The sequence below is a fragment of the Psychrobacillus sp. NEAU-3TGS genome, assembly GCF_029955155.1.
In the GTDB taxonomy this organism is placed as follows: Bacteria; Bacillota; Bacilli; order Bacillales_A; family Planococcaceae; genus Psychrobacillus.
The window spans coordinates 86,056-98,299 of sequence record NZ_JAPNOZ010000009.1; the positions used below are offsets into that span (position 1 = coordinate 86,056).

Here is a 12,244-nt window from a genome sequence, read left to right on the forward strand (position 1 = left end):
TTGATTCTTACCATAGCACCATTGAGAAGGGCAACCTAAAAATCAAGAAGAGCCAATCTTCTTGGAGGTTTTTAGTTATCCGACTGTTACAGGTGCAAAGAATTCGCTGTACAGCTCGCGTAATATTTTGTTCTCATTGCTTCTGTGAACACCGAATGCAAGGCTGACTTCAGAGGATCCTTGGTTAATCATTTCGATATTGGCACCGGTTCTAGAAATAGCTGTGGCCGCACGTGCTGCAAGCCCTGTGCTGTTGTTCATACCTTCTCCAACAATTACAATCATCGAAAAATCATGACGGAAATGTACGTCTTCTGCATGAAGCTCGTTTATGACTCGATCTATGATACGCACTTCTTTTTCGGGTGTCAGTTGATGACTTCGCATAATAATAGAGATATCGTCTAAGCCTGATGGTGTATGCTCATAGGAAATATTCTCTTCTTCTAAAATTTGAAGTAGTTTACGACCGAAACCAATTTCTCGGTTCATCAAATATTTGCTCACATATAAAATAGAAAACCCATTATCTGCACTGATTCCAGTAACAGGACGACGGTTAGCTTTTCGCTCAGCTACAATTTTTGTACCTGGAGCAGAAGGGTTATTTGTATTTTTGATACAAACGGGAATGCCAGTTTTGTAAACAGGCATTAATGCTTCATCATGAAAAACGGAGAAACCTGCATAAGAAAGCTCTCGCATTTCACGGTATGTTATTTCTTCAATTTCTGCCGGGCTATTAACAACCCTAGGATTTGCACAAAAAACAGAGTCGACGTCCGTAAAGTTTTCGTATAATTCCGCTTGAACTGCTGCTGCTACGATAGATCCAGTTATATCAGAACCACCACGTTCAAATGTGCGAAGAACCCCCTCTTTTGTATATCCAAAAAATCCAGGGAAAACGGTGATTTCCGAACTGTTACGTAGTGCATTTAAGTTTTCATACGCTTCAGGTAGAGCCTGGGCACGTTCTGGTAAATCGTTCACGACTAACCCTGCTGTTTTCGGATTAACGTATTGTGCTGGCATACCAATGCTTGTAAAGTACGAAGAAATAAGCTTTGCATTATTATCTTCTCCACTTGCTTTTATATTATCTACAAATAGCTCGGCATTAGATTTACTTTCAAGGGTACGAATGCGTAAGTCCTTTTCAATCACATCGCAAATTGTTTGTTCTAGGTCAAGCCCTTCTGCAATTTCTCTATAGCGATTAACTACATTTTGCAGTTTTTCCTCGACATTTTCATTATGTATTGCTGCATTTGCTAACTCAATCAATAAATCAGTTACTTTTTTATCGGCGTCGAATCGTTTTCCGGGTGCTGACACGACTACGAATTTACGAGATGGATCTGCTTTCACGATTGCGGCTACTTTTTTTATCTGTTCTGCATTTGCAACAGATGTTCCACCAAACTTACTCACTTTCATTTTATCAAATCCTTACTTTTTAATATATGAATGTATTTCTAGAAAAAACAAATGATTTTATACAGTGTACAAATTATAATGATTTCAGTCAATATATTTGTTGAAATTATTGCCTGTAGATTCTTCTTAATACGAACGAATTATTATATTTTATATTTTAAGTTCGTGTATTAATAGTTATTCATTATTATCGGTTGATATGTTAGTATATGCAACACTTAAATACGAATTATAAAAATTTGAAAAATATTTTTCATCTGTAAAAAAAGGCGTTAAATCAATGTTTTTTTAAAAGATTTTTAAATGATAACGCTTTCAAATATTTTTACTATATTGACAATAAAAATTACTCTGATAATATGGATTTAAATTCAATAACACATTAACAATTTGGATAGAGACAAGTTTTATAATTTGAAGTCTAAAGAGAGCTGATGGGTGGTGCAAATCAGTGATTTCGTTTATAGAGTTCCACTCTTGAATTGGTGAGCTGAACGATTTAGTAGGTTCATCCGTCTAATAGCGCGTTAAGCATATTTCTTTTGAGGCTGCAGTTTTTCTGCAGTAAATTTGGGTGGTACCGCGTGAGTTTTTACAAGCTCTTCGCCCCTTACATATATATGTGTAGGGAGCGAAGGGCTTTTTTGTTTTTCAAAATAGGGAGGAGAATGAATATGTTACAAGATCAAACCATTTTACGAATTCCAGGACCGAGTCCAATTCCACCGAGTGTTCAACGAGCGATGAATCAAACAATGATTGGTCATAGAGGAAAAGAAACATCTCAAATGTTAAAAAATATCGCTCCGGGATTAAAACGTGTTTTTGGGACAGAACAAGAAGTTGCGATTATTGCGGGAAGTGGGACAGCTGGACTAGAAACTGCAGTAGTCAATGTAGTAAAGCCAGGTGAGGAAGTACTTGTTGTGGTGACTGGTGCATTCGGCGATCGCTTCACAAAAATTTGCCAAGCGTACAATATAAAAACACATGTATTAGATGTTGAATGGGGCAAAGCATTGAACCCAGAAGAAGTGAAAGCATTTTTAGTCGAACATCCGGAAGTGAAAGTTGTGTTTTCTACATATTGTGAAACTTCTACCGGAGTATTAAACCCAATTGACCTTCTAGCTAAAACAGTTCGTGAAGTATCAGAAGTTCTAATAGTGGTAGATGGTGTTTCTTGTGTAGGTGGAGTAGAAACAAGAATGGATGAGTGGGGAATCGACGTGATGGTAACTGGTTCTCAAAAGGCATTTATGTTACCGGCAGGGTTGACGTTTGTAGCGGCAAGTGAGCGAGCTTGGACAATCATTGAAGAAAATGAGCAACCACGTTTTTATTTAAATCTAAAAAAATATAGAGACAATTTATTAAAAGATACAACACCTTTCACACCTGCACTTTCACTATTGTTTGGTTTAGAGCAAGTATTGAATTTAATAGAAGCGGAAGGATTAGAAAAGGTATATGCAAGACATGAGTTGCTGAAGAAAATGACTCGTGCTGCATTTAAAGCAATTGATATTCCTTTATTAACAACAGATGAGGATGCTTCACCAACAGTAACTGCTGTACAACCCGAGGATTTTGATGCAGAGGAATTCCGAAAAATATTAAAGCAGGAATTTGCGATTTCTATTGCAGGTGGTCAACAGCACTTAACCGGCAAGATTTTCCGAATCGGTCATATGGGCTATTGCTCTCCAGCAGATGTACTTCAAATTATTAGTGCAGTGGAAGTAGCTTTAAAGAAAATCGGAAAAGATATCGAACTTGGAAAAGCGACAGCGGCAGCACAACTAGTCTATTTAAATGAAGGGGAGAATAAATAATGGCATTTAATATTTTAATTAGTGATCCACTAAGCGAAGATGGGATTTATCCTTTAAGACAAGCTGAAGGTTTTAATATAGTAATAGAAACGAATTTATCACCAGAGGAACTTGGAGAACGAATAGGAGAGTTTGATGCATTACTCGTTCGTAGCCAGACCCAAGTTACCCGTGAAATTATTGAAAAAGGTACGAGACTAAAAATTATTGGTCGTGCTGGGGTGGGGGTAGACAATATTGATTTACCTGCAGCGACAGAACGTGGAATTATCGTTGTAAATGCACCAGATGGTAATACGAACTCGGCTGCTGAGCATACAGTAGCTATGCTTATGTCACTGGCTCGCAATATTCCACAAGCCTTTCATGCATTGAAAAATCAAAAATGGGATCGCAAAGCGTTTATCGGTGTAGAGCTTAAAAACAAAACCTTAGGTGTAGTAGGACTAGGAAGAATAGGAGCAGAAGTTGCAACACGTGCAAAAGGTCAACGAATGAATGTGATAGCCTATGATCCATTTTTAACACCTGAAAAAGCTGAAAAACTGGGCGTACAATTTGGAACAATCGATGAAGTAATCAGAGCTGCTGATTTTATCACAGTGCATACACCACTTCTGAAGGAAACACGTCATTTAATAAATAAAGAAGCATTTGAAAAAATGAAAGACGGCGTACAAATCATTAACTGTGCACGTGGGGGCATTATCGATGAAGATGCGTTGTACAATGCAATTGTAGAAGGAAAAGTGGCTGGAGCAGCATTAGATGTGTTCGAAGAAGAGCCGTTTTTAGATCACAAGTTACTGACACTTCCACAGGTAATTGCAACACCGCACTTAGGTGCAAGTACAGTTGAAGCACAAGAAATTGTTGCAGTAGATGTTTCTTACGATGTTGTGAGCTTTTTACAAGGTGGAGTGGTGAAAAATCCAGTAAACCTTCCATCTGTACCAAAAGATATTATGACCAAAATTGAACCATACTTTAATCTAGTTGAAAAACTTGGATCATTTTAAGTGACTTAGCAGACGGAGTGGCGGAAGAATTAAATATTTACTACTCTGGTGAGCTAGCTAATATGACGGTAGGTCCACTGACTAGAAATGCAGTGAAAGGATTACTGAAAAGTAAGCTAGGCGAATCAGTCAATGATGTAAATGCTAAATTCCTTGCTGATCGGATTGGAATTGTTGTGAACGAACATAAAACAACGAAGTCTAAAGGTTTTATGAGCTTAATCACAGTAGAAGTAAAAACTGACAAGGAAACTCGTAAAGTATCTGGTACTCTTTTAAACGGCCTAGGAGCTCGAATTGTACGTGTGGATGATTTTGTTGTAGATGTTGTGCCAGAAGGTTATTTATTATTCATTCGCCATAAAGACCAACCAGGTGCTATCGGCCGTGTAGGAACGTTACTTGCTGCAGAAGGTATTAATATTGCAGGGATGCAAGTTGGACGTTCTGAAGTTGGTGGGGATGCAATTATGATGCTATCCATTGATAAGCACGTAGAAGAGACAGGCGTCGAGCAGCTGAAGGGCTTAGTAGATATTTATGATGCGACACCGATTGATTTGTAATTTAATTTAGTTGGAATAATTCGGTGTTTAGTTGGAAAATCATTAAATGAAAAGAAAGAGCTTGTCTCCCAAGTCTATTTAGCGACTATGAGACAAGCTCTTTTTTGGGGCTCTATTCAAGAATTGCAAATAGCTCACGTAAGTTCTCAATCGTATAAGTAGGCTCTACTTCCTCACTTGCCGGTTTGTTTTCTCTGTTAATCCAAACTGATCGCATACCGACTTTGGAAGAGCCAAGTATATCCGTCATCAAATTATCCCCAACCATCAGTGCTTCATCTGCTGTAATTCCGACTAAATCTAGCGCATGTTCAAATATCGATGGGTCTGGTTTTCCTCTTCCGAATGCTCCGGAAATAAGAATATGGTCGAAGTATGGAGCAATTTCTGGTGAGATTTCTAATTTCGTATATTGTAGGCTAGGCGATCCGTTTGTCATTAACAGAAGAGTGTATTTATCTTTTAATTGGTCGAGCACTTCAAAGGTTTCTTCATATATAAATGGACTTTCTTTTCGCATGTTAGGAAAGTATTCAGCAAGCTCCATTCCAAATGCTTCATCATCAATACCTAATTTTTTTAATCCTCTAGTCCATGCTTGTTTTTGAAATTCGGGGATGATCGCTTTCATCTTTTGGAAATCCTCGCTCGGGTCATCGAAAGTTCCCCATAGCCCTTCAAAAGGATTTATACCAATCATTTGTGTAAAAGGACGTGTTTCATATGTATCATATAGGGCACTTGCTTCTTCACGAACGGCAAGTTCTAGTGATGCTGCATCGACGTTTACTTTTGAAGCCGCATATGCGCATGTTTTTTGAAATGCGGTTTCCACGCTTTTCTTATCCCATAATAAAGTATCATCTAAATCGAAAAAAATAGCTTTCATTTCTGAATTTTCCCCCTTTAATATCTTACTTAATACTTTAACTTAGTAAAGGGGAAGTGTCACTAGAAGTAGAGCATTTTTTCAAGTGGACTATTTACTGGAACGAGACTTTCAATATCTTTAATGACAATAGGGAAAAACGGAAAATTATATACATATGGCGTAATCTCGTATAATTGAAAATAGATGACTAAACAATGGTCTGCAATATAATAATCTTGGTCTTTTCGTATTTCCTTAAATTCTCCGAGAAGTGGCACATCCCATTCAATAATTTTTTTATTGATAATGGCAGATAAGGTTTTGACATAATCGCTATTCGGTTTATATAACTCTTGTAATGTATACATTTTCCCAGTAGTAACATCAAAAGTTAACGATTTGCAGACGGTTAAACCATGAGCACCGCCAGAAAAAGTGTAAACAATCAATAATATGCTTAAAATGCCCCGCTGATTATTTTTTATCTCATAATATCCAGTAATCTCTTGTACGCCTTCTGTGTAAAAGCCTTGCTCGATCAATATTTTGTTAAGAAGTGTAATAATATCTGCATTAATCTTTTTTTCTATATGCGGATAGTGTAAGTTAGTTACAATAGGATAGTACACATTTACGGAAGGTGAATGTTTAAAAATACGCTTTGTTTCAATGCGAACGGGTAGATTCAAGGTTCACAGCCTTTCGGAGTTATTAATAGATAGTATGAGTAGGGGAGGATACATATGTTTTTAAATAAAATCTCAATATTACATAGAGAAGCAAATATGAAGGATCAGTATCCGTTTACGATACCAACGATAAAAAATTTAACAGAAATTGAGCTAACAAGCAGTGTAACTTTCTTGGTTGGCGAAAATGGTACTGGGAAATCTACATTACTAGAAGCAATTGCGGATAATTGTGAATTTAATACTGCGGGTGGAAGCAGAAATAATTTATTTCAGGTAGATGCTTCGGAAAGTGCATTAGGAGAATATATTCGTTTGTCGTGGATGCCTAAAGTGACAAATGGTTTTTCCTACGTGCAGAATCATTTTATCAATTCGCTTCCCATATTGATGAGCTAGAAAGAGAACGCCCGGCGTTTTAGATAGCTATGGAGGGAAGTCTTTACATGAGCAATCACATGGGGAATCGTTTCTTTCGTTATTTTTAAACCGCTTCAATGGACGTGCTATTTACTTATTGGACGAGCCAGAAGCAGCTTTGTCTCCACAAAGGCAGCTGTCTTTTTTGCGTATTATGCATGATCTTGTGGAAGAAGAAGATTGTCAATTTATCATCGCCACGCATTCCCCGATTATTTTAGGTTATCCTAATGCTACCATTCTTAGTTTTGATCATGGCGAAATTGAAGAAGTAGAATATGAAATGACGGGCCATTACCAAATAACCAAGTATTTTTTAGATCATCGTGGAAAATTTTTAGAGGAATTGTTAGCAGGTGAATAGATGAGTGTCATTATGGCTTATTTGGACGATATGTTCTTTTTTATTTGTATAGCTCTCCCACTTGTGATTATTTGGCGTATCGCTCGCTGGAAGAAAAGAGGATTTAATGTAAAGGAAAGCTTGCATGAAATCGGGTTTCTTCTGTTTATATGTGTTCTCATCGGACTATTTTCTCAAACCATCCTTCCGAAGTCAGGAGCGGAGCAAGTCTATGGAACAGGCGTGAACTTACAGCTGTTTCGGGTTGTAAAAGAAACATATAATGCGATTGTGTATTTAGGATTTTGGCAACCTTTTTATATTAACTTTCTTGGAAATATTATTCTTTTTGTGCCGATCGGTTTTTTGTTACCGTTACTTTATAGAAGGATGGTATATTTTCCAAATACAGTAATCATGGGATTGTGCGTATCGCTTTTTATTGAAATTATGCAAATTCCTCAAAGTAGAAGCAGCGATGTGGACGATCTTTGGCTGAATACACTAGGTGCGTTTTTAGGGTATCTATGTTATTTGTTCATCCATAAACGTTTTCCAGTTATCACGAAAGCTTTTAAAAAGTAGTTTATTATCCTCTAATTTGGGTAAACATACATTGTATTAACTATGCAAGGAGACAACTATGAACATGCAAATGAAAGAATCAAAAATGGAAGAAAAACGTGATAATATAATTGAGGATCTAGTGAACAAAGGAATATTTAAAATCGATGGAAGACAATTATACCAACTAAATTATTATGAATTAATGAAAGAATATATAGCAGAAGAAGAAAGTAAAAAGTGCCTATAAATAAGGCGCTTTTTTTATGCTTAACTATTGATTTTATATAACGTTTCTTAATATTAGAATCCACAAGATAGCTTAGAGCAATTAATAAGTCAGTGAAAGCAATCACTTCTAATCGGATAGAAACCAATTCAGCACGAAAGTAACCAATTCCTAAAACAGCAAGTTTACTTGGAGTGAGCCGACGATGACTGTGACTCGTTTTTGGCAAACGTTGTGCAAATGCGTATTTATATATTGACATCACTCTCTAATCATAAAAAGCGATTACTTTACTATAGGACATCCTATGCTTAGAAACTCTCTCATTTAAATAACATTGGTAAACTAAATACACTTAAAGCACACGTATACTTTTTTAGTGAATTCTTTCAATTCCGAATCACTAATTGCCGATAATAAAAGTGTGGTACACTTGAATCAAACATAGATGAGGTGGAATAAAACTTGACTTTTTTACAAAATTTAAATGAAACATTACAAGAAAAATGGGCGAAAGCAAATTTCGCATTTGAGATGCCAATACAAACCAAACTAATCCCGCATATGTTGGATGGTTCAGATATAGTAGCAGAATCTCCAACAGGAACAGGAAAAACATTAGCTTATGTTATTCCGCTTTTAGAGAAAGTAGACCCGACGAAGAAGCAGGTGCAAGCATTAGTAATCGTCCCTTCTCAAGAGCTTGGCATGCAAATTATTGAAGTTTTTCGTGAGTGGATTACAGGTACCGACATAACTGTTGCGCAATTAATCGGTGGAGCTAATATCCAAAGACAAATAGACACACTGAAAAAGAAGCCAACGATTGTCGTAGGAACACCTGGACGATTGCAAGAACTTGTAAAGACGAAAAAATTAAAGATGCACGAAATTAAAACAATCGTATTAGATGAGGGCGACCAATTATTAAGCAGAGAACACCGTACTACTGTAAAAGGATTAATCGATGCAACAGTAGAAAGCCAACTCGTTGTTACTTCTGCAACAATTACAGATGAGATTGAGTTAGTAGCAGATAGAATGATGGATAACCCAGTACGTATTAAAGTATCAGCAGAAGAGATTCCCGCGAAGGGTGAAGTAATCCATAGTTTCGTTAAAACAGAGACAAGGGATAAAACAGATCTTTTAAGAAGACTCTCACACATAAAAGGGATGAAAGGACTCGCGTTTGTTAATAGCTTAGACCAATTGCTCATGAAGGATTCTAAATTATTGTATATGGATGCTCCAATTGTTTCCCTTCACTCGGAGATGAAAAAAGAAGAACGTAAAAAAGCATTGGATGATTTTAAAAATGGAAAAGTAAGCATTTTAATAGCTACAGATGTGGCTGCACGTGGACTCGATATTTCAGGTTTAACCCATGTCATTCATGTAGATGTTCCGCATTCGATCGAACAATATTTACATCGTTCTGGACGTACAGGTCGAGCAGGAAAAGATGGAGAAGTATTAACTTTATTAACTTATTCAGATGAAAAAACATATAAGAAATGGACAAAAGAGCTACCGAGCAAACCGGTTCAAAAAATCTGGCATCGTGGTGCATTAATAGAAGGAAACTCTAAAACTGTAGAGAAAAAGGGGAAATAAAGATGAATTTCCAACAAAAGCTAGAAGAATACGCGGAGCTAGTTGTCAAAGTTGGCTTAAATATTCAAGAGGGGCAGCCATTATTAATTGGTACAACCACAGATACAATCGAATTTACAAGGCTTATCGTAAAAAAAGCGTATGAAGCCGGTGCAAAACGAGTAGATGTAAACTATACCGATGAAGTAAATGCACGAGCATTTTATGATTTAGCTCCCGACGAAGCATTTCATGAATATCCAAAATGGTTAGCAATGCAGCGAGACGAGTTAATTGAAAAAAATGGTGCATTATTATGGATAGATGCGGACAATCCAGATTTGTTGGAGGGAGTGTCAATTGACCGAATTTCCAATTTTCAAAAGGCGTCTGGTAAAGCATTAGAAAACTATCGAAAAGCAGTGATGAATGATGTGATTACTTGGTCGATTGTTGCAATTCCTTCTGAAAAATGGGCTGCTAAAGTATTTCCAGAGCTAGAATCGGAACGCCAAATGGAAGCGCTATGGGATCTTATTTTCAAAGTGGTGAGAGTTGGAGAAGGTACCGCGGTCCAAAAATGGAAAGAGCATATTAACAATTTGGAAAGTCGTGCTGCACTTTTAAATGTAAAACGTTTTAAAAAGCTCCATTATAAAGCGGAAGGAACAGACATTCAAGTGGAGTTGCCAAAAGATCATATTTGGCTAACAGGGGCTAGTAAAAATGCACAAGGTATTCCTTATATTGCGAATATTCCAACAGAAGAAGTGTATACAGCACCACTAAAAACTGGTGTAAATGGGTATGTAAAAAATAAGAAACCACTCGTATATCAAGGAAATATTGTAGACGACTTTACGTTGACATTTGAAAATGGTGCCATTACTAAAATAGAGGCATTAATTGGCAATGAACTTTTACAAGAACTAACACAAACTGATAAAGGAGCTAAGTATTTAGGGGAAATTGCATTAGTTCCGCATGAATCTCCTATTTCTGCTTCAAATGTATTGTTCTTCAACACATTATTCGATGAAAATGCATCGAATCATTTTGCGATTGGCGAGGCATATCCAACATGTGTAGAGGGAGCTCGCGGTTTATCCCATGAAGCGCTAGAACAAATCGGTCTTAATACATCCATCGTCCATGAAGATTTTATGATTGGTAGCGCAGATATGGATATTATGGGTGAATTAGAGGATGGAACAATAGAGCCTATTTTCCATAAAGGTACTTGGGCATTTTAAGGAGTGGAACAAAGCATGAAGAAATGGTTTGTTATAATCGTTTTTTTATTGCTTCCTTTTTCGGCTGCGTCTGTTGAAGCAAAAAGTCCGGAAGTGTATATTGCGATAGGTGATTCATTGGCGGCCGGGCAAACGCCAAATAGGGAAATTGATGCTGGCTATGCAGATTTAATAGCGCAGGAATTGAAACGTTCACGTCAGCTTGCTTTTTATTCGAAAGGGCTCGCTTTCCCGGGCTATACGACGGCTGACATCCTGTCCACCGTGCAATCAGAGGAAGCAAAAGAATTACTAAAAAATGCAACGCTCGTAACAATTTCTGCAGGAGCAAATGATTTACTAAGACTGGTGCAAGCAAACCCAGCAAATGGGTCACTTTCCTATCAACAAATTCCAGCTGATTTTGCCTTAAATAATGTACGAAAAAATATCGTTGAAATTATAAAAGAAGTAAAAAAAGCCGCTCCAAAAGCAAAAGTTTATGTAATAGGGTATTATTTTGCTTATCCGCATGTACATGAATCGCAAAAGCAAGGTGTTCAACAAGAACTTAGTACATTGAATTCCATATTAAAAACACAAGCAGAAAGTAATGGTGCAATATATATATCCGTAGAAGAAGCATTTGCACCCCAAGCAAAAGAACTTATTCCAAATCCGGCTGATGTACATCCTTCGATGGAAGGGTACCGGATAATGGGAAATGCGTTCTTTGCACATTATAATAAAAACTTACATGTACGACCAAACGAGTTACCAAATCCGAATCCTCTCTCATTTGAAGAAATTATAAAGAGTCAAAAAGAAACCGTAACATCACCAGTTTCCAGAATAGAAGGCTTCGAAAATTATCTATCATTAACAACATTAAAACCATACATTTAAAAAGCTGTCTCCCGAAAAAGGAGACAGTCTTTTGATTATTTCGTTGTTTTTTTTGCTTGTATTGCCTTTTTTACAATCGGTAAGACGATTGGAGCTAATTTAATTGCAGTTTTTACGAGCGCTTTTACTTTCATCATTATCTCTCCCTGGGTTTTCTCTATGCTGTCTATATTCCCATTATAAGCGTATCATAAACATTATCTTAACACTCTAATGCCTTGTATAATATTCCAGATTAAAACAATTAAATAAACTATTATATAGATTATGATAAATAACAACGGCCCAAATGTTGCCCAAAAGGATGGTTTTTCAAACATTATGACCATCGAAGTAGAGGAGGGGATCGTAGTTGCAAATATACTAATAAATATAATAATCATAAGGACAACTGGTATGATATGAGAAAGAAGTGACTTTTTTGCATGATGTTTTACTTCTTTATCCTGTGAAACAAAAAAGACAATAATCGGTACAATGAATGGCGCAAATAATACACTAAAATAGGATAATGCACTTAACATTTTATTATTA

Annotated in this window: 10 protein-coding genes, 2 pseudogenes and 1 other annotated feature; of the genes and pseudogenes, 8 read left to right on the forward strand and 4 right to left on the reverse strand. The window is 36.7% G+C overall.

The window, feature by feature from the left end:
* Positions 1-75: 75 nt before the first annotated feature.
* Positions 76-1,440 carry an aspartate kinase gene (locus OR571_RS08240; RefSeq protein WP_282242344.1) on the reverse strand — a complete coding sequence of 455 codons (1,365 nt, stop codon included), beginning with the start codon at positions 1,438-1,440 and terminating at the stop codon, positions 76-78.
* A gap of 382 nt (positions 1,441-1,822) precedes the next feature.
* Positions 1,823-2,054 (forward strand) — a binding site (T-box leader).
* A 60-nt stretch (positions 2,055-2,114) separates the two neighbouring features.
* On the opposite strand from OR571_RS08240, the gene OR571_RS08245 reads away from it, so the two are divergent.
* Positions 2,115-3,275 (forward strand): pyridoxal-phosphate-dependent aminotransferase family protein, encoded by a 1,161-nt coding sequence (locus tag OR571_RS08245; protein ID WP_282242345.1) that lies wholly within the window; start codon positions 2,115-2,117, stop codon positions 3,273-3,275.
* Positions 3,275-4,860: pseudogene (serA, locus tag OR571_RS08250) on the forward strand (phosphoglycerate dehydrogenase). The gene OR571_RS08245 and the pseudogene serA overlap by 1 nt, the downstream one beginning before the upstream one ends.
* A gap of 112 nt (positions 4,861-4,972) precedes the next feature.
* Here the strand turns inward: serA and OR571_RS08255 are convergent.
* Positions 4,973-5,749, reverse strand: coding sequence for an HAD family hydrolase (locus OR571_RS08255; RefSeq protein WP_282242346.1), 777 nt, complete (start codon positions 5,747-5,749; stop codon positions 4,973-4,975).
* Between the two features lie 62 nt (positions 5,750-5,811).
* Positions 5,812-6,360 (reverse strand): DUF3298 and DUF4163 domain-containing protein, encoded by a 549-nt coding sequence (locus tag OR571_RS08260; protein WP_282242347.1) that lies wholly within the window; start codon positions 6,358-6,360, stop codon positions 5,812-5,814.
* A gap of 114 nt (positions 6,361-6,474) precedes the next feature.
* Here OR571_RS08260 and OR571_RS08265 point away from each other — a divergent pair.
* From OR571_RS08265 to OR571_RS08290, 6 genes and pseudogenes are all read left to right on the forward strand, one after another.
* A pseudogene (locus OR571_RS08265) lies at positions 6,475-7,204 on the forward strand (AAA family ATPase).
* Positions 7,205-7,768 (forward strand): VanZ family protein, encoded by a 564-nt coding sequence (locus OR571_RS08270; RefSeq protein ID WP_282242348.1) that lies wholly within the window; start codon positions 7,205-7,207, stop codon positions 7,766-7,768. It abuts the pseudogene before it with no gap.
* A gap of 58 nt (positions 7,769-7,826) precedes the next feature.
* Positions 7,827-7,997: a Fur-regulated basic protein FbpA gene (locus tag OR571_RS08275; protein ID WP_282242349.1), complete on the forward strand. Its 171-nt coding sequence runs from the start codon at positions 7,827-7,829 to the stop codon at positions 7,995-7,997.
* A 444-nt stretch (positions 7,998-8,441) separates the two neighbouring features.
* Entirely contained in the window at positions 8,442-9,593 is a 1,152-nt protein-coding gene (locus OR571_RS08280) for a DEAD/DEAH box helicase (protein WP_282242350.1), read from the forward strand.
* A gap of 2 nt (positions 9,594-9,595) precedes the next feature.
* Positions 9,596-10,825 carry an aminopeptidase gene (locus OR571_RS08285; protein WP_282242351.1) on the forward strand — a complete coding sequence of 410 codons (1,230 nt, stop codon included), beginning with the start codon at positions 9,596-9,598 and terminating at the stop codon, positions 10,823-10,825.
* A gap of 15 nt (positions 10,826-10,840) precedes the next feature.
* Positions 10,841-11,710, forward strand: a complete 870-nt coding sequence (locus tag OR571_RS08290; protein ID WP_282242352.1) for an SGNH/GDSL hydrolase family protein — start codon at positions 10,841-10,843, stop codon at positions 11,708-11,710.
* Positions 11,711-11,907: 197 nt separating this feature from the next.
* Here the strand turns inward: OR571_RS08290 and OR571_RS08295 are convergent, their stop codons facing one another.
* Positions 11,908-12,234 (reverse strand): magnetosome magnetite crystal formation protein family, encoded by a 327-nt coding sequence (locus OR571_RS08295; RefSeq protein ID WP_481900373.1) that lies wholly within the window; start codon positions 12,232-12,234, stop codon positions 11,908-11,910.
* Positions 12,235-12,244 lie beyond the last annotated feature (10 nt).

Bases quoted from the DNA above. Each gene is read 5' to 3' on its own strand.
- OR571_RS08240 (WP_282242344.1), bottom strand. From the start codon at position 1,440: ATGAAAGTGAGTAAGTTTGGTGGAACATCTGTTGCAAATGCAGAACAG.
- OR571_RS08245 (WP_282242345.1), top strand. From the start codon at position 2,115: ATGTTACAAGATCAAACCATTTTACGAATTCCAGGACCGAGTCCAATT.
- OR571_RS08255 (WP_282242346.1), bottom strand. From the start codon at position 5,749: ATGAAAGCTATTTTTTTCGATTTAGATGATACTTTATTATGGGATAAG.
- OR571_RS08270 (WP_282242348.1), top strand. From the start codon at position 7,205: ATGAGTGTCATTATGGCTTATTTGGACGATATGTTCTTTTTTATTTGT.
- OR571_RS08275 (WP_282242349.1), top strand. From the start codon at position 7,827: ATGAACATGCAAATGAAAGAATCAAAAATGGAAGAAAAACGTGATAAT.
- OR571_RS08285 (WP_282242351.1), top strand. From the start codon at position 9,596: ATGAATTTCCAACAAAAGCTAGAAGAATACGCGGAGCTAGTTGTCAAA.
- OR571_RS08290 (WP_282242352.1), top strand. From the start codon at position 10,841: ATGAAGAAATGGTTTGTTATAATCGTTTTTTTATTGCTTCCTTTTTCG.
- OR571_RS08295 (WP_481900373.1), bottom strand. From the start codon at position 12,234: ATGTTAAGTGCATTATCCTATTTTAGTGTATTATTTGCGCCATTCATT.